The organism is Citrobacter sp. LUTT5, assembly GCF_009905315.1.
Lineage (GTDB): Bacteria > Pseudomonadota > Gammaproteobacteria > Enterobacterales > Enterobacteriaceae > Citrobacter > Citrobacter freundii.
Genome location: NZ_CP047606.1, coordinates 792,568 through 818,884, shown reverse-complemented (window position 1 = coordinate 818,884; position 26,317 = coordinate 792,568). Strand labels below are relative to the sequence as shown.

Genomic DNA, 26,317 nt, shown 5'->3' with positions numbered 1-26,317 from the left:
CAGCGGAAAGTTCCGGTTTACACCCCGTTGCCGCTGTGCTGCAATCTTGCCCCCGGCAATAATGAAACGGTAATCATGCAAGCGTCTCAATTCTCGGCTCAGGTTTTGAGCTGGTACGACAAATACGGGCGGAAAACGCTGCCCTGGCAAATTGATAAGACGCCTTACAAAGTATGGCTCTCTGAGGTAATGCTGCAACAAACTCAGGTTGCGACCGTTATCCCTTATTTTGAGCGCTTTATGGCGCGCTTCCCAACGGTAACGGATTTAGCCCATGCGCCGCTGGATGAGGTTCTGCATTTGTGGACCGGGCTGGGTTATTACGCCCGAGCGCGTAATCTGCATAAAGCCGCGCAGCAGGTTGTCACGCTACATAGCGGTATATTTCCGCAAACTTTTGATGAGGTGGCCGCCCTACCTGGCGTCGGTCGCTCAACCGCAGGCGCGATCCTTTCCCTCTCTCTGGGTCAGCATTTTCCGATTCTCGACGGTAACGTCAAACGCGTGCTGGCTCGCTGTTATGCTGTAAACGGCTGGCCGGGTAAAAAAGAGGTCGAAAAGAAGCTGTGGGAGTTGAGCGAGCAGGTGACGCCCGCCCACGGCGTTGAGCGTTTTAATCAGGCGATGATGGATTTAGGCGCCATGGTCTGTACGCGCTCAAAACCTAAATGTTCGCTGTGTCCGTTGGAAAATGGCTGTGTGGCCAGCGCCAATGCAAGCTGGGCGTTGTACCCGGGTAAAAAACCCAAGCAAACGCTGCCAGAACGAACGGGCTATTTTTTACTGATGCAGCATGATGACGAAGTGCTACTCGCACAGCGACCGCCCAGCGGCTTATGGGGTGGTTTATACTGTTTTCCACAGTTTGACGACGAAGATGGACTGCGCAACTGGCTGGCGCAACGGCAAATTAACGCAGATAATCTGACCCAACTTAATGCGTTTCGCCATACCTTTAGCCATTTCCACTTAGACATTGTGCCTATGTGGCTTCCTGTGTCTTCATTCGGCTCATGCATGGATGAAGGCAACGCGCTCTGGTATAACTTAGCGCAACCGCCGTCGGTCGGACTGGCGGCTCCCGTGGAGCGTTTGTTACAGCAATTACGTGCCGGTACACACGTTTAACGTACCGGTCGATAGAGAGGATTTTTTATGAGCAGAACGATTTTTTGCACTTTCCTGCAACGCGAAGCAGAAGGCCAGGATTTTCAGCTGTACCCGGGCGATCTGGGGAAACGCATCTACAACGAGATTTCTAAAGAAGCATGGGCGCAATGGCAGCATAAGCAAACCATGCTGATTAACGAGAAGAAGCTCAATATGATGAACGTTGAGCATCGTAAACTGCTTGAGCAGGAGATGATCAACTTCCTGTTTGAAGGCAAAGACGTGCATATTGAAGGCTATACACCAGAGTCTTAAGAACCGTTGCCGGATGGCGCTGCGCTTATCCGGCCTACGATTTACTCTGGTCCTTGCAAATAACAAACACAACACGCACTCCCGGAATGATGAAAAAATTTCTCGCGCTTGCCGTTATTGCGCCGTTGCTCATCTCCTGTTCCAGTTCGACCAAAAAAGGCGATTCCTATAACGAAGCCTGGGTCAAGGATACCAACGGTTTTGATATTCTGATGGGGCAATTTGCCCATAACATTGAGAATTTGTGGGGATTTAAGGAAGTGCTGATTGCGGGTCCAAAGGACTACGTAAAGTATACCGATCAGTATCAAACCCGCAGCCATATCAACTTTGATGACGGTACGATAACCGTCGAGACCATTGCCGGGACAGATCCCGCCGGACACCTGCGTAGGGCGATTATCAAGACATTGCTGATGGGCGATGATCCGGGTTCTATCGATCTCTATTCCGATGTCGACGACATTAAGATTTCCAAAGAGCCGTTCCTGTACGGGCAGGTGGTCGATAATACCGGCCAGCCCATTCGTTGGGAGGGGCGTGCCACCAATTTCGCTGACTATCTGCTGAAAACACGCCTGAAAAGCCGCAGCAATGGTATTCGCATCATCTATAGCGTGACGATCAACCTGGTACCGAACCACCTTGATAAGCGCGCGCATAAATACGTCGGCATGGTGCGTCAGGCTTCGCGTAAGTATGGCGTCGATGAGTCGCTGATTCTGGCCATCATGCAAACCGAATCCTCATTTAACCCATATGCGGTCAGCCATGCCGATGCGCTGGGACTGATGCAGGTGGTACAGCACAGCGCCGGGAAAGATGTGTTTCGCTCGCAAGGGCGCTCCGGCACACCGAGCCGTAGCTTCCTGTTTGACCCGGCCAGCAACATTGATACAGGTACCGCCTATCTGGCTATGCTCAACAATGTCTATTTAGGCGGCATTGATAATCCAACGTCCCGTCGCTACGCGGTGATCACGGCATATAACGGCGGTGCGGGCAGCGTGCTGCGCGTTTTCTCGAACGATAAAATCCAGGCCGCGAATATTATCAACAGCATGACCCCGGGGGACGTTTATCAAACGCTGACTACCCGACATCCGTCGGCTGAATCACGCCGATACCTTTACAAGGTCAATTCCGCACAAAAATCATATCGACGCCGCTAATATATCCCCTCTTCTGCCCCGGTAAACGGGGCCCGGAAGAGGGTAAAGTGTTAACTCCATCACTCTTTTGCTTTGCAATCAGAAATTGTTTGCAAATATTTGTCACAGGTAACAAAAAAAGAGTGTCCCTCGTTGATAGAATCACATCATCAAGCCCCGGCAAATGTGCCTTTTAAAACATTCATCCGCATTACGGTGTGAGGAAATTAACATGAATCTTAAGCTGCAGCTGAAAGTGCTCTCGTTTCTGCAGTTCTGCTTATGGGGTAGTTGGCTCACTACCCTCGGCTCCTATATGTTTGTCACCCTAAAATTCGATGGTGCATCCATTGGCGCAGTGTATAGCTCGCTGGGGATCGCCGCCGTGTTTATGCCTACGCTGTTAGGGATCGTGGCCGACAAATGGATCAGTGCGAAATGGGTGTACGCCATTTGTCACCTGGTCGGTGCAGCAACGCTGTTCGCCGCAGCCGAAGTCACCACCCCAGGCGCGATGTTCTTTGTGATCTTGCTTAACTCTTTGGCCTATATGCCAACGCTGGGGTTAATCAACACCATTTCTTACTATCGCCTGCAGTCAGCCGGGATGGATATCGTAACGGACTTCCCGCCAATCCGTATCTGGGGCACTATCGGCTTTATCATGGCGATGTGGGGCGTGAGCTTCTCCGGCTTCGAGCTGAGTCATATGCAGCTGTATATCGGTGCAACGCTGTCCGTTGTTTTGGCGCTGTTCACGCTGACGCTGCCGCATATTCCGGTGGCTAACCAGCAGAAAAACCAGAGCTGGTCGTCCATGCTGGGCCTGGATGCTTTCGCGCTGTTTAAAAACAAGCGCATGGCGATTTTCTTCATCTTCTCAATGATGCTGGGCGCGGAGCTGCAGATTACCAATATGTTCGGTAATACCTTCCTGCACAGCTTCGATAACAACCCGCTGTTCTCCGGCAGCTTCATCGTTGAACACGCCTCGGTGATGATGTCGATCTCGCAGATTTCCGAGACGCTGTTTATCCTGACCATCCCGTTCTTCTTGAGCCGTTACGGTATTAAGAATGTAATGCTTATCAGTATTGTGGCGTGGATGCTGCGTTTCGGCCTGTTTGCCTACGGCGATCCGACACCGTTCGGTACCGTGCTGCTGGTTCTGTCGATGATTGTTTACGGCTGCGCCTTCGACTTCTTCAACATCTCTGGCTCGGTATTCGTGGAGAAAGAAGTTCGCCCTGAAATCCGCGCTAGCGCACAGGGTATGTTCCTGATGATGACCAACGGCTTCGGTTGTATTCTGGGCGGACTGGTGAGCGGTAAAGTAGTTGAACACTATACGCTGAACGGTATTACCGACTGGCAGACCGTGTGGCTGATCTTCGCAGGTTACTCGCTGGTTCTGGCTTTTGCCTTCGTGGCGCTGTTTAAATATAAACACGTACGCGTTCCGGCAGGCACCCAAACTATCGCGCACTAACGTTTACGCAGAGAAAAGCGGGTTGCCAAAAGGTAACCCGTTTTTTTTTGCGCTTACTTCACAACATATCCATACAGACGCTTAATACCGTCTGCATCCGTTTCACTGTAAACACCTTGCAGCTCCGGCGAGAAGCCCGGCAGCAGGTTAACACCCTCTTCCAGCGCCAGGAAATAACGTTGCACCGCCCCGCCCCAGATTTCGCCCGGTACCACGCACAGAACGCCTGGAGGATAAGGCAGCGCACCTTCTGCCGCAACGCGACCTGCGGCATCACAAATACGCACCAGTTCGACATCACCACGGATAAAGGCGCTGTTGGCATCCTGCGGGTTCATCGCCACGGCAGGCAAACTCTCCTGTCGGAACATCGCTTTTTGCAGATCCTTCACATCAAAGCTGACGTATAAATCGTGCATCTCCTGACACAGTTCACGCAGCGTGTAATCCCGATAGCGTACCGGATACTTGTTGAAGATGGTGGGCAGCACATCTGCCAGCGGCGTATCGTCCTCAATATGCTGCTCAAACTGCGCCAGCATCGCCACCAGTTGCGCCAGTTTCTCGGTGCTTTCTGCCGGGGTCAGCAGGAACAGAATCGAGTTAAGGTCGCATTTCTCCGGAACAATGCCGTTTTCACGCAGGTAATGCGCCAGAATCGTCGCCGGAATACCAAACTCAGTATATTGCCCGGTTTGCGCATCAATGCCCGGAGTAGTTAACAACAGCTTGCAGGGATCAACGAAGTACTGGTCGCGCGCGTAGCCGGAAAAACCATGCCATTTAGCACCCGGTTCAAAGCTAAAGAAGCAGCGCTCGCTGGCAATCACCTGCGTCGGATAGCTTTCCCACGGCTTACCATCAACTACCGGAGGAATAAACGGCTGAATCATCTTACAGTGGGTAAGAATCGCTTTACGGGCCTCAATGCCCAGCGCTACACACTCCGCCCATAGCCGACGCCCGCTCTCGCCTTCATGGATTTTGGCGTTAACATCCAGCGCCGCAAACAGCGGGTAAAACGGACTAGTGGAAGCATGCAGCATAAATGCATTGTTCAGACGTTTATGCGGACAGAACCGCGCCTGACCGCGAATATGGTTATCCTTTTTGTGGATCTGCGAGGTTTGCGAGAATCCGGCCTGCTGTTTGTGTACCGACTGGGTGACAAAGATCCCCGGATCGTCAGCATTGAGCTCCAGTAGCAGCGGTGACCCATCGGCCATCATCGGAATAAATTGCTCGTAGCCAACCCAGGCAGAATCAAACAGGATGTAATCGCACAGGCTACCGATCTTGTCGATCACCTGCCGGGCGTTGTAGATCGTACCGTCATAGGTACCAAGCTGAATGATTGCAAGGCGGAACGGGCGCGGCTGGTCAGCCTTGTGCGGCGCAACGTCACGTAGTTGCTGGCGCAGATACGCCTCATCAAAGCAGTGCTCGTCAATGCCGCCAATAAAGCCAAACGGATTACGCGCCGCTTCCAGATAAACCGGCGTCGCACCTGCCTGGATCAGCGCACCGTGGTGGTTCGACTTATGGTTGTTGCGGTCAAACAGCACCAGATCGCCGCGCGTCAGCAGCGCATTGGTGACCACTTTATTCGCCGCAGAGGTTCCGTTCAGCACAAAGTAGGTTTTATCCGCGTGGAAAACTTTCGCGGCAAATTTCTGCGCATGTTTCGCTGATCCCTCATGAATCAGCAGATCGCCCAGCTTAACGTCAGCGTTACACATATCCGCGCGGAACAGGTTCTCGCCAAAGAACTCATAGAAATGTCGGCCCGCCGGATGCTTCTTAAAAAACTCACCGTGCTGGTGCCCCGGGCAGGCAAACGTGCTGTTCCCCATTTCGACATACTGGGTAAGCGTGTCATAGAACGGCGGTAGCAAATCTTCCTCATACTGACAGGCAGCAGACTCCATCTCCAGCCAGTCCTGAGCCTGACCGCAAATCACCGCGTTAACGCCCGCAGGTACATCGACATCAGACTCTGCGAACAAAAACACCGGTATATGAAAACCAGTGCGTTTCAGCAAAGCCAGGATCCCACTGCGGCTGTCCGCAACGGTAATGACGACTGCCGCGACGTCAGTAAAATCGGTGCTGTCCAGCGCAACCACCTGGCGATGGCTGGAAAGACGAGAAGCCAGTTCACCACTGGCGGCAATTTTCATTGATTTCATAAGCGCAATAACCCGTTTCGGGAAAATCAAAGGTCCCGGGCAAAGCCGCATTGCTTTGCCCACGAAATGACGGGTCAAACTGTTTACCAGCCCCGACCGCCAGACATCAGTAAAAGCAGATAGCCTCTGATCTTACTGTTATCCTGCAGTGAGCGTGCGCTGCCCTCACCGCATGGTGGCAGAGTATAGATAAGTCGCAGGAAGGGGAAAACGTCGCGCAAAAAGGCGATATTGAAGGCGATGTAGGGGGAGTAATATCATCCCAGGCAGCCCCATTCAGACAGGAGAAAATTCGCGCAATCATGGCACCTTTCACCTACAGGCGCAAGATAAAATCCTGTGCTTAAACCTCACAGATAAACAAGCATTTCGTCTGAAAATAGCGGCATAATAATGCAATCTGAAACATAATTTCACCCAAACAGTTGCCTTTAGCATCAAGACGATAATGGGTATGCAGGAGCAAACGTGGTAATCGGACCCTTTATTAATGCCAGCGCCATTTTATTAGGCGGTGTTCTCGGCGCGCTGCTCAGTCAGCACTTACCCGAACGTATTCGGATCTCAATGACCTCAATATTCGGGTTGTGCTCGTTGGGAATTGGTATCTTGTTGGTTATCAAATGCGTTAACTTGCCGGTGATGGTTCTGGCGACACTGATCGGTGCATTAATTGGCGAATTCTGCCATCTGGAAAAAGGAATCAATTCCGCGGTTGCCAAAGCGCAACAGCTTTTCACCAAATCGGATGTCAATGCAACACACGAATCCTTTATCCAAAGCTATGTGGCGATCATCGTGTTGTTTTGCGCCAGCGGGACCGGGATATTTGGGGCGATCCATGAAGGGATGACCGGCGATCCTAATATTTTAATCGCCAAGTCATTTCTCGATTTCTTCACCGCTATTATCTTCGCCTGCTCGCTAGGGATCGCCGTGTCTGCCATTTTCATACCGATGCTGGCAATTCAGTTGACGCTTGCCACCTGTGCGGCTCTGATTTTACCGCTGACAACCCCAGCCATGATGGCCGATTTCAGCGCTGTAGGCGGACTGTTGCTACTTGCAACCGGTTTGCGGATTTGTGGCATCAAAATGTTTGCGGTGGTGAATATGCTTCCTGCCCTTCTACTGACAATGCCGCTTTCCGCAGCGTGGACGGCTTTTTTTGCCTGAGAATGCGTGCAATAGCAACAATGTGGTGATAGATTGTGCAGTCTGCATTGATTTGAAGAAATTTCGTTGACGAAACGAAGTGAATCGGGTTTAATGCGCCTCGTTGCCCGGATAGCTCAGTCGGTAGAGCAGGGGATTGAAAATCCCCGTGTCCTTGGTTCGATTCCGAGTCCGGGCACCAAAATTTAGTTTCATGGCGTTCCTATAAGTCCTGAAACGTTAAAAAATCAGTAAGTTAAAGAAACCTGATGGTGCTGAAAAGTTCCGTCAGGTTTTTTGACATCCAGAGTTTTTGGGGGCTTAATTGGGGGCCTGTTGGTTCGATAAACTCTGGAGCCCCCGCTATGCCACTCACCGATACCGCCATCCGCAACGCCAAGCCCATCGACAAACCTTACAAGCTCAGTGACGCGCAGGGCCTGTACCTGCTGATTAAGCCCAACGGTTCTAAACTCTGGCAACTCAAGTACCGCTTTGGCGGCAAGGAAAAGAAGCTGGCGTTTGGCGCTTACCCGACCGTGACGCTGGCGAATGCACGCAAGCTGCGTGAAGAGGCTCGCGCCGTACTCAGCGCGGGTGACGATCCGGGGGTGAAAAAGCAGCAGGAGAAGCAGGCAAAGAAAAGCGGCAATACCTTTGAAGAGATCGCCCGCAAATGGGTGGCAGGGAATATCCGCTGGACTGAGGCACACGCCGCCAAAGCCCTGCGCTCGCTGGAGCTGCACGTATTTCCGCTGATTGGCAAAATTCCCGTTACCGACCTGAAAACCGCCGATCTGCTGATCCCGCTGCGGGTAGCGGAGAGAAAAGGCAATCTGGAGACCGCCGCACGCATTCAGCAGCGCACCACGGCGATCATGCGCTATGCGGTGCAGGAGAGCCTGATCGCCAGCAATCCGGCCAACGATCTGACAGGTGCCATCGCGCCGCCGCCGAAAAACCACTACCCCGCCCTGCCGCTGGAAAAGATGCCGGAATTACTGGAGCGACTGGAAAGCTATTCCGGCAGATTACTGACCCGGCTGGCGGTACAGCTTAACCTGCTGATCTTTATCCGCTCCAGTGAGCTGCGCTTTGCCCGCTGGGCGGAGATCGATCTGGATGGCGCAATGTGGACTATCCCTGCGCAGCGTGAGCCTATTCCGGGTGTACGCTATTCAGAGCGTGGCGCAAAGATGAAAACCCCGCATCTGGTGCCGCTGTCAAAACAGGCGGTGACGGTGCTGAAGCAGCTAAAACTGCTGTCCGGCAACAGTGAGCTGCTGTTTCCCGGCGATCACGATCCGCGCAAGCCGATGAGCGAGAACACCATCAACAAGGCGCTGCGGGTAATGAGTTACGATACGAAGGTGGACGTCTGCGGTCATGGCTTCCGCACGATGGCCTGTAGTGCGCTGATTGAGTCCGGGCGCTGGTCGAAAGATGCGGTTGAGCGGCAGATGAGCCATCAGGAACGTAACAACGTTCGCGCCGCGTATATCCACAAGGCGGAGCACCTCGACGAGCGCACGCAGATGATGCAGTGGTGGTCGGACTGGCTCGACGCCTGTCGGCAGAAGTTTGTTGCGCCATATCGGTATGACAGACAGGTTCAGGTAGCCTGAGCACGTTAATAAGCCACACCGGAAAGCAGATCTCAGCGGATCTGCTTTTATTTGCACTTACTTTGGTCCTTTTTAATCTGATGTTATTCAGCGCTTCCCCTTTTATGGTGGCGACTGATAACATGCTCAGCGTCACTCTACCTGCTTTTTACTTCCTGTTTTTCCTTTCTAACAAAACTTCTTATTCTATTTTTATTGGAGAATTTTATGTCAAACCTCCAGCAGCGTATTGTTATTACCGGCGGGCCAGGTTCCGGTAAAAGCACACTCATTGACGCTTTGATTACTAAAGGTTATACGTGCTTGCCTGAAGCTGGCAGAGGCGTTATTCAGACTCAGGTTTCCATCAATGGAAATGCGCTTCCATGGAGCGACAGAATGGCTTTTGCAGAATGGATGCTATGCTGGGAAATGCGTTCATGGCATGCCGTTGAAGGGTGCAATGAGATCTGCTTTTTTGATCGAGGAATTCCTGATATTGCAGGCTATCTCAACTTATGTCATTTGCCTGTACCCGCCCATTTAGATAAAGCCATTCAGACATTTCGTTACAGTAAACAAGTGTTTATTGCGCCTCCATGGCCAGAAATTTACACACAGGATGCGGAGCGAAAACAGTCGATTGAGGAGGCCGAACTGACATATCTCGCAATGGTGACCACTTATCAAAAATACGGTTACCAGCTACTTGAATTACCTCGAGCCTCAGTGGAGAAACGGGCTGAGTTTGTCATTTCTAATATAGCCAATAAGGGAAAAAACTGAACCAACATATTTTGCAGGTTTTTAAAAGTTGCTGCGGTTCTGCTTTTAATTTGCACCAGTATCAAAATCCATTTCGCTGCGCCAGATCCCCCCAGTTAAATGTCGAACTGCGCCAGTTCCGGCCTTTTAAGCCCTTTGGCCCTTTCCGGTCTGGCGCTGTTACCCTTAGCGTCCCCTTATCCCTTCGGCCTTTTCATGATTGCACCAGAACAGGAAATTACTCCTCTTCCCACCGTCCGTAGACCTGCACCACATACCGCCCGCGTCCGTCGCCGTGGCCCAAATCCATTGAGGTCAGCGCCAGCGCTTCTTTGTCGCTGAATCCCTGCGCCAGATAGTGACGGATGGCATCCTGCGCCCACGCATAGCGCAGTGAGTGCGGGGTATAATTCCCCGTCAATCCGGCTTCAGCGAGCGCTCCCCGCCAGTAATTCATGGCCTTCTGGAGGCTGGGCTGATCAATCAGTCTGCCGTTACGCAACTCTGCGACAGATAAGGCGTTATCCAGCGCTTTTTTCACTGCGCCAGTATCCTAAATAATAGTTTCACGGGGACGATGCCCCTTGGTGCCAAACACCACCGTCAGCCGGGTTTCGCCGCGCTCCATCGCCTGCCTCCACGTTTTCAGTGACTGACAGCACTGAACCGCTTCCTGCGAGCGCAACCCCATCAGCCTTGCCAGTTCCAGCGTTACCGCCAGCCCTGCGTCTTTATCGCGGGCGGCTTCCAGTACCTTGCTGTAATACTCCGGTGTGATGGCCCGGTTGGTGCCGTTACGCGATGCGCCAGCCAGCCCTAATGCTTTATTGGTCAGTCGCTCATGTTCAGCCACCTGCCTACGTCCGGCCTGTTGCAGTACGCCGCGCAGTGCGGCCATTTCATTTTGCAGCGTCCGTTTACCGATTTCCTGCGCCAGCCGCGCCTGAATGTAGTATTCAATATGGCGAACCTTGATCTGCTCCACCCGCTGGATCTGGATATTCAGCGAGCGTAAATGGTGGCTGAACCGCTGCACAATATGAATGCGGTCATCCACCGTTTTAAAACTGCCACCGACCTTTTTCGCCAGCGCCTTCATTTCACCGCCTAATTTACCCATAGCTACCCCTTGCCGCTGTTAAAAAGCACAATCTGGCCCCGGCGTATGCTTTATGGCTGCGCCAGAACGATACCTTCACGCCGGGGTGGCAGGTTGTTGAGGTGTAGGGAGTTTCAGACTGTACGCGGTACAGGCTGCCTGCCGTAGCAGGAAATTCTCCGGGGCATCATACCCCCCTCGGTATCGATCTTCTTCTCCTTTTTATGGCTGACTGCGGCCTGAAAGCGGCGTGTCAGTGTGGGGGATTGAGGGCGCAGGCCGGATTTTCCGTGGCTTGCGTCGGCGTGGTGGAACGGCGTCACTTGCGCCCGTGATACGGGACTCAAGTGACGCCCGGTCAGGTGTCGTGCTCTGAAAGAGGCAGTTCTGGTGCAGATTTACGGTCACGCGGCAGCAAAGCCCGTAAGGTAAACAGCGCTGGTGTGGCAGCAGGTGCGGGATTTACCGGAAAGTTTCCGGCGCGGTGAAACATCGACCAGTGGACTGGTGCAGGTAAAAAGCGCTGAAATTCAGCAGGTGTAAGTGAGCCGTGAAATCGGGTGATTTCCGGTTGGGTGAAATGACAGCCGATGAACTGGCGCAGTTAAAGAATGCATCGTGTATGAACTTCGGGCCTCCGCCGCGATGTTCTGCGACCCGGTGTTTGCAGAGGTCTGCACCGGTAAAGGGATCAACCGTCCTGATAACAGGTGCTTCTTTCAGGTTTTGAAGCAAAGGGAGCTGTCGACGACAGCATATTGCAGGAGGGAGATTACACCCGGTTTATGAGGATGAAAAGGGGAAATCTTTTTTCTGGAAATTGAGTTGTTTGTGGATTTTTCGTCATTCTGTGAATGGCAGTCTGCCGCGCTTCGCTTGCCTTCTCCCGATCTTCAGCCAGCAGAGCTGACAGAAGATCGCGAGAGTCTGTTTTAACTTGGTCTGTGATAGCGGGAAGGCCAGATTTGCTCAGGCGCAATGCCCAGCGCTTCGGCGATCAGCCTTTCACCTTTGGGCCAGTAGCGTGGAGGACGCCAGCCCTGAGTTGCGGGAAACGGCGGACAGCGACGTTCCACGCTTTTTCAGCGCCGCGATAATGTCGGCGGAATGCCAGTCCGGTTGCATCATGCCGCCACCCCGTCAATAAACTTTACGCCGTCAGGTGTACGCAGCCAACGCGGGGCTTTCATTTCTGCCGCAAAGTAATTGATCAGGTCATACAACAGCCAGCTAAGGTATTTCTCCGTTTCAGAGGAAAACCCCTGCCCCGCCAGCGTCTGCGTCAGGGCAAGGCAGTAGTTACATAGCTCGGTACATTCAGGCCCAAACTGAGGGGCGTTTGCGGGGAGGGTGTCAACGGTCAGGCTTTCAACAAGATGGGGCGGGACGGGGTCTAACAGCGTGGGCTGGAGCAGCGTCAGAGCGGTGTTGAGTCTGCCGCAGAGCGCCATTTTTAACGCGATATCTTTACTTTCAATCAGGGTTTCAGCGAAGTTTTCGCAGTGGCTGGCAAGGACGGTGAAGTCCGTAGCGGCATTGAAGGGAACGGCAAGTAACGGGTGTGTTTGGATTGGGGTAGTAGCCATAAGGCAACCTCCGGTATGTGAATTTAAATTCCACCACCGAAGAGACCAATCTTCCGGGTGGTGGACTGTACGGAGTTGGTCTTACCGGCCATACCTACACCGGCGCACCTTGCAGTGCCCCCGCCCAGCCCACCATAGAGGTATAGCCGAACGCACGACATAAAAAAGACGCTAACGCGCCATATGTCGCAGGTATGATATTCGGGAGACCAATCCCGGCACCTGAATTTGCAGGCGCCGGGAAAAGATACCGCTATTGGTAACAGACGGCAAGAAATTTTTAGCCCCTTATTTAATTATTCTCCACCCGCCTACATTATTATTCTTTAAAGTATAAATCCCATATATCTCCAGCCATTTATCACCATCGAGAACAATAGGACGCATTGAGTGAATATTCTTTTCACCGGTAACAACCCAAACTATATTCAATTCATTTTTTAATAAAAATTGCTCTAGTTTATCTTTATCAACAATGAGTGCTGATTTATTTTCACAGTGAATAGACGGATCCAAAAATGTAACATCGCCATCACTATCCAACCATTCCCCTGTATTTTCAGAATAATTCAACTTCATACCATGATACATAAATTCGCAAGGTGCCAGATATGATAGTTCATTATCACCGGACGAATCAGACTCCCAATGATGACTTTCAGATGTCAGACAAACCGTCGCAATGGGTTTTCCCTGCTTTTGCCAATCAGTATAAATATTCTGCCATCCCTTATCTCCGTAGTACGGGTCGTCAAAATATTGATATGCAGGCGACCAGTAATACTCTCGGCTAAAAACTCGGTATTGATCATGCGATTCTGGTAAATTTCGGATTAATGACAGATCTTTATTCAAATTGGATATTAGCGTTGGTAATTCACCTTCTTTTACTAAATAACTTCTAATATGATACCAAAGGTGTTTTTTTGCATAGCCATATTCGTCCTCACCAAGAGGAAGTGGCTCATCCCATGTAAAAAAGCCATCAAGCAATAAATATTTTTTATCATCAGCAGACAGAACTGATATCAGTTCAAGTGGATCAGGTAAATTAGTCTCTCTCTTCAACCAATCATTAATAGTGCCATCCCAGTCATTATATGGATTTTCATTATTCCAGAAGCTTTTTTGTCTTATAATCTCTTTGCTATAAGATGGCGTGGTTGGATCTATTTTTCTGACAAACAACTCCCAGGGTCCCTGAAACCAGACATAATTTTTCGACTCTGACCAGCGGCTTCCCCCTTCGGCCACCTGATGATTGTCCGCAATACGCGCCAAAACCTCATACAATGCAATCCATTGGTATTTTTTACCTATTCTTTCTTTTTTGTTCCTGCTTCTATCCCCCTCACTGGCGTATCGATCAAACTGTCCATGCTTCTCAACATCATAGCCATATTTCTCAAAAATCAGTTTACAGGCATAGTTACTTAGATCATTAGGGTCAAAATCACACCATCCAGATAATGCACTCTGAAAAGTATAACGTCCGAAATCACCATAGCTACAGATCCCCCGTCCATACTCAGTAACCATTGAGCTTAATATTGCATTTTGTCCCCAATAGTAATCTTTAAAATCCGCAGCATTATAATCATATTTATACGCATCAATTTCCTCATTGGTTGGGAAAGTCGTTGGAAAATCACTTCGATATGGAGGCCGAATAATATCAACATTATCCATTTGATATACTTTTTTATATAAAGCATATTCTATTATATTTCTGGCATAATCCCTGACAAGAACATTAGGATATACTTCTTCAGCTTCAAAAATAGTGGCAACAATATTTTCAGACAATTTATCTAAATCATCCAGAGTAACAGAATTTAAAACCGCGCCATAAGAGGCCGCCAGGATCCGCTCCAGTACGTAAGGATCATTAACATCTTTAAAGCTGTCTATGAGCGCCGTAATCGTTTTAATATTATTTTTCAATAAATTGGCTAACGATTTCGTTGCGCCATCTCGTAATTTTATATTCGTGCTCGTCAGTAGCCATGACAGCGCCTTAGCAGCCAGTAATCTTGAGTCATCCGATAAATAAAACTTATCCTCTTCCGCGCCAGCCCAGTCAATTAAACGCTGCATCGAAGAAGTTTCGTAATAATCTAAATTATGGAGATACTTCGTCCAGAATGAATCTCTGATTGCCATTGAATGTTTTGAAAGAAATTTGTGTAACTTGTCTGCGTTATAAATATGTTCGGGGTCGGAGGATACGGTATAAACCATTTGCATAAAGGCATCAAAGCCGTTATCAAATGGAATGATATATTTATTAATATATTCAAGCGTCTTTTTCTCAATATTATCAGGCTTACGCCAGATAAGACTTGAGATAAATGCACGAATAATACCATCATGTTTTTTATACTCAACTTCAACCAATTCATAAAGCTCTTTGCCAAATTTCTCAGGCAACTGAATAGAAAGTGATTCAATTATACCCTGATAAAAATAGCTCGATTTTATATATTTATATAACTCACCATTCTCTTTAAAAAAAGAATCTAGTGCATCATTATTATTTATTGAATATTTATCTAAGAGAAAAGATACTGTCAGATGGTCTTCAAATCGTTCATAAGCCAGATATACCCCTTCTTCATAATTATCTTTCGAATTCCAATAGATATTCTTTGACAATATCCCTTCTGAAATTAATTCATCGAGAAAACGACGTCGATCACTATATCGACCAATGATTTTCTCTGCAATATCAAATGCTGCTTCATACGGAATAAAACTCAAGTCATTATTTAGCTTATATTCTATTAATTCATTAATGGTTTTCTCTATAAGCTTAAAATTTTCAGGGTAATTGAAAGAGGAAGGTCTCGATAACTTAGCCTCAATACTGTTTATGAAAAATGAAATGATATTACTTATCCCAGAATATCCTTTCGGAATTTTATTTAATCCAGAGCGATATAGACCTTCGCAAAAAATTTTAAGAAAAAGTGGATTACTGAATTCAGGATGTAATATCGGGACTCCCGGTTGCTCTATACCATATTGAGAAAAGAAGAACTTAGATGCCTGATATTCGACACTCCCAAAACCAGAATGAGCAATTCGTGTTATTTTATTTTCATCGAAAAAGTCTTTGGGGACAATTAATTTTTCATATGAGCTTCTGATACTCAAAACAAGCCCAAGCCAAGGATATTTAGAGAGCTGATTTATCATGCCGACAATATAATCGGGCCAAAAATACCGTCCTTTCCCTTCATTGATTGCATCAATAATAAATAGCAGACGTTCTCCCTGAGCCTCAGCTCTGGCATTCAATGCCCCTAATAAGACATTTTCTTTACCATCAACACGCAGAATATTTCTTAGTATTTGTGTCCATGGTGACTCTTCTGATACAAAGTTTTGCCCCAGAAGTAATAGGCAAGGAATCCTACTTTTTATTCGATGGTTTGCTATATCCGCTAATAAATGAGATTTTCCAATCCCGGCCTCCCCTGACAGAATCATTAGAGGGCTATTTGCCAATTTCAGCATTGGGCCCTTGATAAAGTCTGAAAAGTCAGAAATTGCCTGCCATGCATTATTAACCTGATACCTCAGATCGTCATTTTTCTTTTCGCTATTATCAATAAATTCATGTTCAAAATCAGATAAGTACTTACTAATATTATCTATGTGACTCAACAATAAATTTATATCAAACTGTTCCAATGCACGGTCTTCGGGAACAAAGCTGTCTTTAACATCAGAAATCCAGCGTTTAAATTGTTCGGATGTGTTATTACCAGAATAATGAATGGCTCTATCTGTAAACTTGTTAAGTTTTGAAAGAAAATCATGAAAATATTTATGTGTTACCTTATAAAAACCACTATTTCTGCTAATTGCATCAAAATTCCTGGAAATATCCAGTTCGACATTCAGTTCTGGAGTATATCGCTTGCCAAGGTTTTTAGTACTCTCTTCTATCTGTTCGCTAAACCAACGAATGGTAAACTCTTCCGCTGAGAACCAAAAATGTAACCGGCCAGCATTATTCTCTTGTGATAACCGATGGGTTAGTTCCGAGCTTCCCCAATACTCAATACTGATATTTCTTCCTAGCCCTTTAGCGTATTGAGTCCATTCAGCAACCTTTTTATTCCATTTATCCATAAACCAATCCTGATCCTTTCTACGAGGATCCTGTCGATCTAACGGAATACAGATATAATATTTGGTAAGATTTAGATGTGTTTTTAAAGCAGTTTCAAATGATTCTTTTAACTGTTTCCACTGAGCATCACCCATACTAAAAAAATACTTTGCCTGCCAGCCATATTCAGTTCCATCATCAAGTACACAATAGGCTTCGACGCCACCATCTGGCGCTGCCACACGGCGAAAATCTATTTTGTTAATAATAGGTTCTTCTCTTGCTAACTGACAAATCAGTTCTTCAAAAGCATTATTTTGAGAATTGTTGAACGTCCTGATGCTTTCCCATCTTATCGACATATTATTTCCTTACGATGTGCGTTCAAATCAAACGACACGAGGCGCACGTTTATTGAATATCGCAACCAGATATAGCATTAAACTGCACTATACCCCTGCTTCGGGTCATTCTTATACTGTGGAAAAGCCAGTTTCAGTTCTCCTTGTTCCACCAGCGGTTTTAAGTACTGCTGACGCAGCGCGTTAGGGTTACGACTAAGGATCTGTCCCAGCGCAGCAACGGAAATATACTGCCCCTGACATACTTTCAGGATCACACTCTTCATCAGCGCTTTATCCCCCAGACGTAACCTTCCACGTGGAACGGCAGCCAGAGCAAACAACGAATCCCGGAAAGCATCAGTGAGATTTTCAACATCATCAATATAAGGTCGATCGATAAAACGGTTGAGCAACCGTCCATACTCATCCCGGGATGCGGGCTGATCGTCCCCGGCGTTATACGTGGAGCTTTCCTCGTTATGTGTGGACCTCTGCTCGTTATGTGTGGAGTTCCCTTCGTTATGTGTGGACCTCTTCTCGTTATATGTGGAGTTCCCCTCGTTATGTGTGGACCTCTGCTCGTTATATGTGGAGTTCCCCTCGTTATGTGTGGAGCTCACAACTGCACCTAACGAGAAAACTTCATCCGGCGTCATGACCGATACGCCGGGCAAGGTGTAATATTTGCTTTTCTGCTCACCCCCAGCGACCAGAAAACCTTTACTTTCCAGACGTGGAAGCGTCAACGTGACTTCGCGGGAATGACGGGTTGTTAACTGGCAGGCGCGTTCATGATTGACCCAACCTTCAATAGCCGCGGTTGCAACAATCACCTGTTCAAAATCATCAAGCTGATCAAAAGTCTCGCCAAATCGTTGATGCAAATCATCCAGAACGTGCTGCGGGATCAGGCTGGCGGTTGGTAACTCCAGTATTGTCTGTGCCGGGAAGGGATTTTCTCTCAGTCTCGGCATGCGCCAGTTGGTCGTTCGCCAGCCGCTAAAAATCTTCGGCATTCCTGAACCTGCACGTTCACCCAGACCAATCAGCAAAAACATCTGGTGTAGCAACCTGTTGCGGCAATCACTGACGCCGCCTGCAATCACATCCTCCAACGGCAGGCGCATCAAGCCGGGATTGCGAAAGCCAAACATATCGGGACGTTTGACGATCAGAATAGAAACCCGGTCGGTAAAATCAGCATGGACCAGCGTGTTGACCAACGCTTCACGCAGCGCGATATGTACTGGCGTATCCGTTTTGCGCTGACCCTCTTCAAGGGTAAACGGGACTTTCAGATCGGCGACCAGCTTTTGGTATACCTTGCGATAAAAATCAAACAAGTTCCCTGACCATGTACCGTCCGGACATACCCGATCTACCCAACGTAGCTCCGTTTTAGCCTCGGGGCGTTCCTGATAGTCCACCATGTAGTTGGGCGCTGCGGCAATAATCGCATCCCATTTACCAAACATGAGAACGCCAGCCAGCGTTATACCCTCTTTTCCGGTTTCCCTGTCTTTACGCCACCCACCAACCATTTTAAATAGTTCAAACGGCTCACAGGCCAGATAAGGATGTTGCGGGTTATTTGCCGATAGCAGATTGCGATAGACTTTCAGACTATCCAGATCGATATCGTCCTGAAAGGTATAGTGTTCGGAAAGCACTTCATTATCGCGGCTGTCGTGGATCTGCTCTGCAAGCATCCGCTTGACGGTCATATCATCACAAACGCGATCGCCTTCGTGCAGACGTTGATAGGTGTTACCAAATGGGGACTTTTTCAGGTGCACCGGCTTTTGTTTGCGCATTGCCTGTGGAATATGGATCGCCAGAACGTCCATTCCCTGCAAAGAGACCTGTTGCACATCATTTTCTGATCTCAGCACATTCGCACTGACCCGATCGCGATCGTTTAACTGATTAAACAGATCGGTCTTAATCTTTTCGGGATCAGCAATGCCAACTGGTGTAAATTTTCCAGCCTGTTCTTTTACACCGAGAACAACCCAACCGCCCCGACCATTTGCCATTGCGGAATAGGTGGGCCAGAAGTCTTTCGGTAACTCGCCTTTGCCGTCTTTTCCCCCTGCCAGCTTGAACTCTACCTGTTCCGATTCAACAAGGGTTTGCAGATCTATAATGTCTTTTATTTGCAAAGGCATAGAGGTTCCTCTGGCTGAAAAATATTCGACTATATGATACCGCATCTACCGAATATCCGGTAGGTTGCTAAGGGTACTGACGGATCTTTCAACCTTATTTATAATCCTTTCCGCCACATGACCAGCACCTCTTCAACTATCCCCGCAGGCAAAAATTCCTGCTCCAGACGACCACGCGGCAAGCGGATCAAGTAGCGATAAAAATCGGCCTCTTCATTAAGCAAACCATCGGGTACTGCTTGCTGCGCTTTTACCGGTTCAGAAACGGCGCTATGGCTGGCATATTGCTCAAACAACTCACGGTTCATAAGCAGAACATCAAGCGTCGGGCGACAGCGCCTGGCTCTCGCCAACATCAGTAGCCCCCAGCTATCCATGTCCCCCCAATAGGCAACGCGTTTTTCATCCAGAACAGAGCTGGATAACCATTGCACATCAAGGCCACACCCTAAAATCGCGATAGTGTCAGATAACGCTGGAAGTTGATGCAGACACTGTTCATTTTCAATCACCAGAATACGCGACGCGGGCAATGTCGTTTCCGCCAGTTCCGCCGTCGTCACCCGGCATTTTTTAAAAGGGAGCAATCCGGGCGATAATGGCACAACCAGAACCCAGTGGCTGGACTCATCGAAAGCGTCAAGAAAGGTGGTTAATCCCTGCTCGCTGGCTTCGCCGGAAAAACGCACATCCAGCAGTCGGGTTAATAACGAAATATTATTCTCGATAAATTTGGTATCCACCCCTTGCCCGGAAAGCAGCCTTAACGGTAGCCCTTTTGCGCAGCCTGGCTCTAATCGGCAGGCCAGCCTGGCTGCGCTGATGATGTCTTGTGGGTCTTTGTGCCGCCAGAGAGAACGATGGCTGACCAACAGCGGATGAAAAATGGCATCAACCTGCTCAATAATTCTCTCCAGCAAGCGAAATTCCCGACTCACCACAGGATCCGCCGCTGCGTTGATCCAGTCAGAAGGGCCATTCAGTATCCAGCGTAACGGCATTAATACTGGCGTGCCGCTAGCCCGATAACTCACCTCTTCCCAATCCACACGCCCAACCGTTACTTGCCGCCATAACTGTACGTGCTGCAAAACGTACTGCGTTTGCTCTGCGAACATTCTGGCGGAAGGTTTGCCAATGGGCAGGCAGAGCGGCCAGCTACCTGGAGGAAGTAAGCGCTCAGCCCGAAGCTTTGCATTATCCCACTGCCGGGCTAGTTTTTTACGCAGTTCCTCAGGAGAATACATTTTACGCGTTCTCCCGCCGCTGGTAGTGTTGTTCCAGTTCTTCCCAGCTCAGCGAGGCCATATTCGAATCCTGACCGCGCCGGTGGACGACAATCGCCGAGCGAGTATGGTCGCGCAACAGGCGCATCTCTTTATTAGGGGTGATAAATACCGCATGTAAACCAAACTCTCTAAGCGCGGCAATGATCCTGCCCGCCACGGCATGAGAGCTACGGGAGAAAGCTTCATCAAGGACAATAGTGCCAAACAGCGGATAACGACTCCCCGCAGGGCATAGCGCGTAGCTAAGTGATGCGGTCAGCACGTAAGACGCGATAATCTCTTTTTCTCCGCCGCTACCGCCCTGCGAGCCGGTACGTGACTCAATCACATTACCACTCTGGCGATCCATCACCGATACGGCGAACTCCAGACGAAAACGGGGATCCAGCAGCGCCTTCGCCCCCAGGGTACGGTTTCGTTCACAGGCATCCCGCAGTTGCGCCACCAGCACCTGTAAGGCCTTATAATGGCTCTCGCCATTATCATCAACAAACCGGGCGGCATTTAGCTGACGCTGCGCTTTTTCAAGCGTGCGCAGGCTTTCATGAACAACTTTTTTGGTATCCAGACGCAGGTAGCGATCCGGCTGAAAATCAACCCTGAACATGGTTTCATTGAGTTCGCTGAGTCGCGCTTCAATCACCAGCACCTCATGATCGATATGGCTGAGCAGTTGCGTTACGCCGTCGTCAGATGAACGATTCAGATAGTCAAGAAAGCGATTGAGCTTTTCCGGCAGGGCTTCTTCGGTCAGTTCCTGCAAATGCTGTAAATAGACAGGAATATCGTCTAAATCAGCCCCTGCCTCAACGAGCGCCCCGGTATCCACACGCTTGGCTTCAGACATACGTTTGGTCAGTTCAATGTTCAGTCGATGCAGTTCACCTTTAACACCCTCAATTTCTTGCTGAATTCCCCGCTCATGTTGACGTTCCAGATCGCGAATGTCGGGCAGCTGCTCCAGAGTCACCGCAGGAAAATGTAACGCGCACAACTCTCGCTCTTCATCCTGCATAGCTTGTTGCGCGGTTTGCTGGGCCTTACGTTCTGCGGCCCGGGCTGAGGTGAGTTCTGTATCCAGCCCGTTAGTGACTTTATTGGCGGCTCTGAGCTGCGTATCAAGTTCAGATTCAACCGTTTGAGCTTCATCAAGCTTTGCTTTCGCTACGCTGGCGTCAGAATCCGGGCGGATTAGATTCTCCAGCCGTTCCTTGAGTGTTTCCAGTTGGCCCTTTGCGCCGGGAACATCGATGCTATCGTAATCAATTTGTTGTATTTTCTGGAATGAAATGGCCTGATTTTGCAAAAGCCCCACCTCGCCTTTCGCAAACTCAAGTGCCTTGTTTGCGGCTTTAACCTGCTCCTGAAGCGCGGCAATTTCTTTTGCAAGGAAATTCAGGCGATCGCGGTTATCGAATCCCGTTAGCCAGTCTTCATCAAGGCGTTTCTGATCCTGCTTGTCATAAAAACGCTGTTTACCGGACATTAATCCCTGCATCGTCATGGCATGAGGCATGTCGCGCAACTGTTCAGGGCTGTCAACACAATGCCTGTCGCTTTCCGCCAGTAAGACTTTGACGGCTTCCCGCCACGGATGCTCTTTCCACAACAGCTTGCGGGTAAAGCCATCGTCGAAAAACCGGGCGGGAGAGTGCGGCAATTTGACTTCCAGCAGCCGCACATGCAGACGGTTGTTGCGCTGATTTACCCAGCGCAGCGCTTCCGGTGCAGATTCTGGTGAAACCAGAATACGCAGCCGGTTACTGCCAACGGCACGTTCAATCGCACCGCGCCATTGCGCCTCTTCCGGTTTAACCTGAATCAGTTCGGCGACAAAAGGCAGTTCAGACTCTTCAACGTTCAGCGCTTTTGCCAGCTCGCTGCGAAACGCCTGATAATGTACGGGAAGGTTAGAATCCGGACGACGCGCGATCTCGGCGCGTTCAGTTTCCCGCTCACGCAGTTCTTCGGTAATGCGATGGCTGAGCGCGCCTTTTTGATACGCCTCCTCCTGTTTTAACTTTATATCATCGGCGAGCTGTTCACGTCGGGCCTCGGCTTCATGCTGATTCGCTTCCAGCTGTGGCTGGCTCAGGTCAGGCGGCAATCCAAGATTGCGGGTCAGCTGTTGATACTGGTGCGCCAGAGTTTCTCGACTACCGAGCGTTTTTTGCCAGTCATTGATGCGCTCGTTCAGTTCATCAATATTGGCGCCGCCGACCTGGAGATAGCGCTGCATACAGTCGCTAACCACCTTTTTTTGCAGTTCGAGCCGTGACTGGATCTGTTCTTCGTGAGTTTGTGCCTCACCAAGCTCAGCGTTAAGGAGGCTAATCTTTTCCCGCCAGAGCTGACTCGCCTGTTGGGCAAACCAGATAGGTAACAACGATTCCTGCATCTTCCTGTCAGCAAGTTGTCGCTCTTGCTTCTGGTACTTGTCCCAACTCAGGGCAACAGGTTGCAAGGACTGCTGCTGTTTACGCGCCGTTTCGAGTTCCTGATGAATCTCAGTCAGACCATCAAAACTATTGGCCACTTCTGTTGCGCGATCGAAGGCGGAATGGTCGTCCAGCACCAGCTCGCGGAAAATCTCATCAATACTGTTGAGCTGTTTTAACCCTGCCGCCCGGTTTAACAACGTAAACGCGTTTTCCCCCACTTCGAAGAAATCCCGCAGGCGAGCCAGGTACTGTTTTTTATTCGGATATGTCCAGATGCCGGTCACTTCCTTTTCCATTTGCCGCAGCAAACGTGTGCCGCCATCATGGTAAACATTCAACCAGTGCTCCAGTGTCTGCCCGGGGTTATCGCTGAACAGCCAAAGCCTTTTCATATCCGTCACGCTGGAGCTGGTGGAATCAAACCACAACAGCGCCCCCAGACGTACCTGTTGTCCTTCGCGCTCCAGCGTAGCGGCAATACCGGTCACGGTTTTACCCGGTCTGGCAATATGCGATTGGCCTTCTCCTCCATCACCGGGGCCGGATACGCCGCGCACGTAGGAGATAAGATCCCTGTCACTTTCATGACCGCCGGTTGAGGCCAGGTTGTAACGGGGATTGGCGCAGAGTAGCGTCATCAGGGCATCGACCAGCGTGGTTTTTCCGCTCCCGGTTGGGCCAATAACGGCAGTGCCTTCATGATGGATTGCGGCCTGATGCAATCCATGAAAACCGCCCCAGTTGAACAACTCGATGTGGGTAAGAATGAAAGATTCCTTCCCAGTCAGACGAACCATCTGATTCATACGTCCTCCTCACTGCTATCCTTTTCTGACGCGTTATCCGGGGAGGTTTGCCGGGCAATCTGTTCCCGCAGCCATGCCAGTAATGCCTGAAGATTCATCGGATCGGCAAGATGAGCAATAATCGGACGAATCACGATCCGCTCATGCGCATCCGGCGACGTGACCAGCCCATGACCCTTTAATTGATCCAACAGGGTAAGCAACCGGGTACGTTCTTTTGATTCACTCCCCGGATCGCCAAGGTAAATCTGGAGCTGAGGGAGAAGATCGTCGATAGCGATCTGCGCCTGGCTGGCGCCGGTTCCACTTTCTTGCTCCCAGGCAACAAAATGCTGACGCAATATGGCGACTAATAATGATTGTTCAAGATTGAGCCGTTGCCGTCTCACCAGAGGGTGTGACCATTCATCCTGTTCTGGCGTTTCGTCAAGCCTGACTTTGACATACAGCAGACCGCGGATCTCATCAATGCCAATATCCAGATCGAGAGGTTCCAGAATGCGAGTAACCTCTTCAGGGTGAGTCAGTACCACGCGGTACAGATTGGGTTTACTGGCCTCTTCCAGCAGGCCGTATTTGAGCAATTCCTGAGTCGCTTCGCGTATTTTTTTCAGTGTTCGCGTTTCACTACTGGTTGCATTTTCCTCAACCAATGCTTCGGTAACTTCTTCATCCAACGATTCTGATTCACTGCCTGTATTTGCAGTAACGCTCCGGTTAATCAGTTTGTCAAAAAAGCCCGCCATGCCAACTACTCCCAATCAATATCCATTAATGCCTGACTTTCCAGACCGGTAATGGGCAGATTAAATTGCCAGCGACGACCTTCCCCATCACTAAGTTCAGCAAATTCGCGCTGTGAATCAATAACCTCAATGCCCGCTTCTCTCGCCATGCCAATCCAGACGGCGAACGTTTCGAGATCGTGAGCCGGGGGCAACAACGCCGCCAACTCAGCCAGACCAACGGGACGATTTTCTTTTGCCAGAAGCTGCAACGTCTGCTGAATCAACGCCTCACGATCGAGACCATTGAAAGCATCCCAGAAATCATCACCAATCTGCGTTAAATCCGCCGCATGATTACTGAGATCCAATGTCTGTTCCGCTTCATCGTCCACTTCTTTAAAACGCAAGCGTTCAATAGCAGGGACACCCGTGACTGACACACCAATGGCAGGAAGCGGAACCTCTTGTTTGCGAATAACCTGGCGCTGCCAGTCGAGTTTTAATGCCAGATTCAGAAATTCGTTAAGCAGATGGCCAACACGGTGATGTTCAGCCGCAAGACCCGTTTTCATAAAACCGCGAACATCGCGCTCGCTACGGGCGCGAGCCTGAAGTACGGTTTGCGATTCATCGACCAGGCGTTTAACCAGCCAGCGCAAATCATGACGCTGTAGACGGTTGAGCGCATCAGAAGCAGAAGGATGGCCAAGGATTACGTGCAGTCGCTCGCTCATTGCAGTCAGTTCAGCTGACTGGCGTAGCTGTTGCTGAAAACTGTCGAAGACTCTTCCCTCTGGTGTATTAAGCAGCGCGTCCTGATCGTTTAACAGGCGTTCTACTATATCGCCACGGTGATATTGCTCACCGATAATGGATTGCCGAAGCGCACGGTCTGCCTCACGCCAGGAATCTTCAACGCGACGAAAGTCAGCCCTCAGGCTGGAAGCTAAATTGAAGACCTCACGAATATGTTCGACCGCCTGATACGTTTCCAGTACCTCAATATGTCCGGCTTCTGCCTCCTGTAATTCACGTTCCAGCTCGGCAATACGACGACGTAAGGTTGAAACCCGGTTTGCCGGGTTAGGATTAAGCCGGGTTTCCAGATTTTCAATTTCTCGCTGTACGGTGGACAGACGGGAAGCCGTAGAGGTCATGAAACGATTATCCAACGACTCAACAAACGTAATCGCGACCTCAAGCGCATCGGTGGCGAAGATACGCCCATCCCGTTCGACAATTAAACGCCGTTTTATCCATTCTCGTAGTTCACGGCTGGCCTGAAGAGACGGGTTTTCCTGATTAATATCATACTGTTCCTGACTCACATGCTCGACAAGAATACCGGTAAGGGACTGAATCGCGTCCTCAAGAGGGATACCATCATTTGATTTTTCAAACAGCGTTTTCAGGCAACTCAGTATCAGCGGGGAACGACGGGTAGCAAGAAGTATCCAGGCAGGATGCTGGTTTTTTGCTGAAATATAATTTTCCGTACGCTGCCTTGTGTTTTCTTCCATGTAGCAGAGCCTTCAAAATACTGGTTGAGGTACACAGACTACGATAATTCGCCGTTGCAGATTTTTTCTCCAGTAGCCTGCCTTACTTTGTGATTTTTATCACAATATTTTCTCCAGTGGTTTTTCTCCGTTATCAGAAAAAATCCCGGAATCTGTATGCGATAAGTTCGGGCTAACGCATGAACTGATAACGTCTAGTAATAACTTTACAAGACAGGATGCTGAAAGGCGTGGTGGAAAAATGCGGAAATGGTGTTAACTCCCTACGATAAAAAACAACAACTCTGCTTCATAACAATGGTGAGTTTTATGGTATGGAACAAATCGCGTGTCGTAAGAGTGGGGGGGGGTGGGTCAATTACACTCCAATTTTTCGTGACAACCATCACAAAAACAAAGCGATTTTTTATGGGGGCTTTAGTGGGGGCGCTGTTTGTG

The 26,317-nt window shown here is 49.4% G+C and carries 15 protein-coding genes, 1 tRNA gene and 3 pseudogenes; 8 read left to right on the top strand and 11 right to left on the bottom strand.

Annotated elements, in window-relative coordinates; all coding sequences use genetic code 11:
- The first annotated feature begins 75 nt into the window (after positions 1–75).
- From mutY to GUC46_RS03860, 4 genes are all read left to right on the top strand, one after another.
- The gene (gene mutY / locus GUC46_RS03875) at positions 76–1,128 is read left to right on the top strand and encodes an A/G-specific adenine glycosylase (protein WP_003846351.1); all 1,053 of its coding nucleotides are present in this window, start codon (positions 76–78) and stop codon (positions 1,126–1,128) included.
- A gap of 27 nt (positions 1,129–1,155) precedes the next feature.
- A complete protein-coding gene (locus GUC46_RS03870; RefSeq protein ID WP_003027126.1) occupies positions 1,156–1,425 on the top strand; it encodes an oxidative damage protection protein in 270 nt (89 codons plus the stop codon).
- 86 nt (positions 1,426–1,511) lie between these two features.
- Positions 1,512–2,597 (top strand): membrane-bound lytic murein transglycosylase MltC, encoded by a 1,086-nt coding sequence (mltC, locus tag GUC46_RS03865; protein WP_049001609.1) that lies wholly within the window; start codon positions 1,512–1,514, stop codon positions 2,595–2,597.
- Between the two features lie 211 nt (positions 2,598–2,808).
- Positions 2,809–4,065, top strand: coding sequence for a nucleoside permease (locus GUC46_RS03860; RefSeq protein ID WP_003027130.1), 1,257 nt, complete (start codon positions 2,809–2,811; stop codon positions 4,063–4,065).
- A gap of 53 nt (positions 4,066–4,118) precedes the next feature.
- Here the strand turns inward: GUC46_RS03860 and GUC46_RS03855 are convergent, their stop codons facing one another.
- The gene (locus GUC46_RS03855) at positions 4,119–6,254 is read right to left on the bottom strand and encodes an ornithine decarboxylase (RefSeq protein WP_160179784.1); all 2,136 of its coding nucleotides are present in this window, start codon (positions 6,252–6,254) and stop codon (positions 4,119–4,121) included.
- A 468-nt stretch (positions 6,255–6,722) separates the two neighbouring features.
- Here GUC46_RS03855 and GUC46_RS03850 point away from each other — a divergent pair, with 468 nt between their 5' ends.
- The 4 genes from GUC46_RS03850 to GUC46_RS03835 all read left to right on the top strand — a co-directional run bounded on the left by GUC46_RS03850 (position 6,723) and on the right by GUC46_RS03835 (position 9,799).
- Complete coding sequence (locus GUC46_RS03850; protein ID WP_130715130.1) at positions 6,723–7,430, top strand: DUF554 domain-containing protein; 708 nt, start codon at positions 6,723–6,725, stop codon at positions 7,428–7,430.
- Between the two features lie 105 nt (positions 7,431–7,535).
- Positions 7,536–7,611: transfer RNA gene (locus tag GUC46_RS03845), tRNA-Phe, on the top strand.
- 163 nt (positions 7,612–7,774) lie between these two features.
- Complete coding sequence (locus GUC46_RS03840) at positions 7,775–9,034, top strand: integrase arm-type DNA-binding domain-containing protein (protein WP_088903070.1); 1,260 nt, start codon at positions 7,775–7,777, stop codon at positions 9,032–9,034.
- Between the two features lie 207 nt (positions 9,035–9,241).
- Positions 9,242–9,799 carry an AAA family ATPase gene (locus tag GUC46_RS03835; RefSeq protein WP_048213204.1) on the top strand — a complete coding sequence of 186 codons (558 nt, stop codon included), beginning with the start codon at positions 9,242–9,244 and terminating at the stop codon, positions 9,797–9,799.
- Between the two features lie 217 nt (positions 9,800–10,016).
- On the opposite strand, the pseudogene GUC46_RS03830 reads toward GUC46_RS03835, so the two are convergent.
- The 10 genes and pseudogenes from GUC46_RS03830 to GUC46_RS03785 all read right to left on the bottom strand — a co-directional run bounded on the left by GUC46_RS03830 (position 10,017) and on the right by GUC46_RS03785 (position 25,879).
- Positions 10,017–10,898: pseudogene (locus GUC46_RS03830) on the bottom strand (integrase domain-containing protein).
- A gap of 911 nt (positions 10,899–11,809) precedes the next feature.
- Positions 11,810–12,005, bottom strand: a pseudogene (locus GUC46_RS03825) (helix-turn-helix domain-containing protein).
- Complete coding sequence (locus tag GUC46_RS03820; protein ID WP_088903068.1) at positions 12,002–12,463, bottom strand: hypothetical protein; 462 nt, start codon at positions 12,461–12,463, stop codon at positions 12,002–12,004. Before GUC46_RS03820 ends, GUC46_RS03825 begins: the two are co-directional and overlap by 4 nt.
- A 288-nt stretch (positions 12,464–12,751) precedes the next feature.
- Positions 12,752–16,945: a hypothetical protein gene (locus tag GUC46_RS03810; RefSeq protein ID WP_160179782.1), complete on the bottom strand. Its 4,194-nt coding sequence runs from the start codon at positions 16,943–16,945 to the stop codon at positions 12,752–12,754.
- 77 nt (positions 16,946–17,022) lie between these two features.
- Positions 17,023–19,095: an RNA-binding domain-containing protein gene (locus tag GUC46_RS03805; RefSeq protein WP_130715127.1), complete on the bottom strand. Its 2,073-nt coding sequence runs from the start codon at positions 19,093–19,095 to the stop codon at positions 17,023–17,025.
- A 98-nt stretch (positions 19,096–19,193) separates the two neighbouring features.
- Positions 19,194–20,342 (bottom strand): DUF3322 domain-containing protein, encoded by a 1,149-nt coding sequence (locus GUC46_RS03800; RefSeq protein ID WP_136345910.1) that lies wholly within the window; start codon positions 20,340–20,342, stop codon positions 19,194–19,196.
- A 1-nt stretch (position 20,343) separates the two neighbouring features.
- Positions 20,344–21,690: an SbcC/MukB-like Walker B domain-containing protein gene (locus GUC46_RS24215; protein ID WP_306308024.1), complete on the bottom strand. Its 1,347-nt coding sequence runs from the start codon at positions 21,688–21,690 to the stop codon at positions 20,344–20,346.
- Positions 21,691–23,475: 1,785 nt separating this feature from the next.
- Positions 23,476–23,622 (bottom strand): annotated as a pseudogene (locus GUC46_RS24210) (ATP-binding protein); the annotation flags it as partial.
- A gap of 5 nt (positions 23,623–23,627) precedes the next feature.
- The gene (locus tag GUC46_RS03790) at positions 23,628–24,377 is read right to left on the bottom strand and encodes a DUF4194 domain-containing protein (protein WP_174335344.1); all 750 of its coding nucleotides are present in this window, start codon (positions 24,375–24,377) and stop codon (positions 23,628–23,630) included.
- A 5-nt stretch (positions 24,378–24,382) separates the two neighbouring features.
- Entirely contained in the window at positions 24,383–25,879 is a 1,497-nt protein-coding gene (locus GUC46_RS03785; RefSeq protein WP_130715124.1) for a DUF3375 domain-containing protein, read from the bottom strand.
- Positions 25,880–26,317 lie beyond the last annotated feature (438 nt).

Excerpts from the sequence above, each read along its gene's own strand:
- GUC46_RS03870 (WP_003027126.1), top strand. The coding sequence starts at position 1,156 with ATGAGCAGAACGATTTTTTGCACTTTCCTGCAACGCGAAGCAGAAGGC.
- GUC46_RS03800 (WP_136345910.1), bottom strand. The coding sequence starts at position 20,342 with ATGTATTCTCCTGAGGAACTGCGTAAAAAACTAGCCCGGCAGTGGGAT.
- GUC46_RS03855 (WP_160179784.1), bottom strand. The coding sequence starts at position 6,254 with ATGAAATCAATGAAAATTGCCGCCAGTGGTGAACTGGCTTCTCGTCTT.
- GUC46_RS03840 (WP_088903070.1), top strand. The coding sequence starts at position 7,775 with ATGCCACTCACCGATACCGCCATCCGCAACGCCAAGCCCATCGACAAA.
- GUC46_RS03820 (WP_088903068.1), bottom strand. The coding sequence starts at position 12,463 with ATGGCTACTACCCCAATCCAAACACACCCGTTACTTGCCGTTCCCTTC.
- mutY (WP_003846351.1), top strand. The coding sequence starts at position 76 with ATGCAAGCGTCTCAATTCTCGGCTCAGGTTTTGAGCTGGTACGACAAA.
- GUC46_RS03805 (WP_130715127.1), bottom strand. The coding sequence starts at position 19,095 with ATGCCTTTGCAAATAAAAGACATTATAGATCTGCAAACCCTTGTTGAA.
- GUC46_RS03810 (WP_160179782.1), bottom strand. The coding sequence starts at position 16,945 with ATGTCGATAAGATGGGAAAGCATCAGGACGTTCAACAATTCTCAAAAT.
- GUC46_RS03785 (WP_130715124.1), bottom strand. The coding sequence starts at position 25,879 with ATGGAAGAAAACACAAGGCAGCGTACGGAAAATTATATTTCAGCAAAA.
- GUC46_RS03835 (WP_048213204.1), top strand. The coding sequence starts at position 9,242 with ATGTCAAACCTCCAGCAGCGTATTGTTATTACCGGCGGGCCAGGTTCC.
- mltC (WP_049001609.1), top strand. The coding sequence starts at position 1,512 with ATGATGAAAAAATTTCTCGCGCTTGCCGTTATTGCGCCGTTGCTCATC.
- GUC46_RS03790 (WP_174335344.1), bottom strand. The coding sequence starts at position 24,377 with ATGGCGGGCTTTTTTGACAAACTGATTAACCGGAGCGTTACTGCAAAT.
- GUC46_RS03860 (WP_003027130.1), top strand. The coding sequence starts at position 2,809 with ATGAATCTTAAGCTGCAGCTGAAAGTGCTCTCGTTTCTGCAGTTCTGC.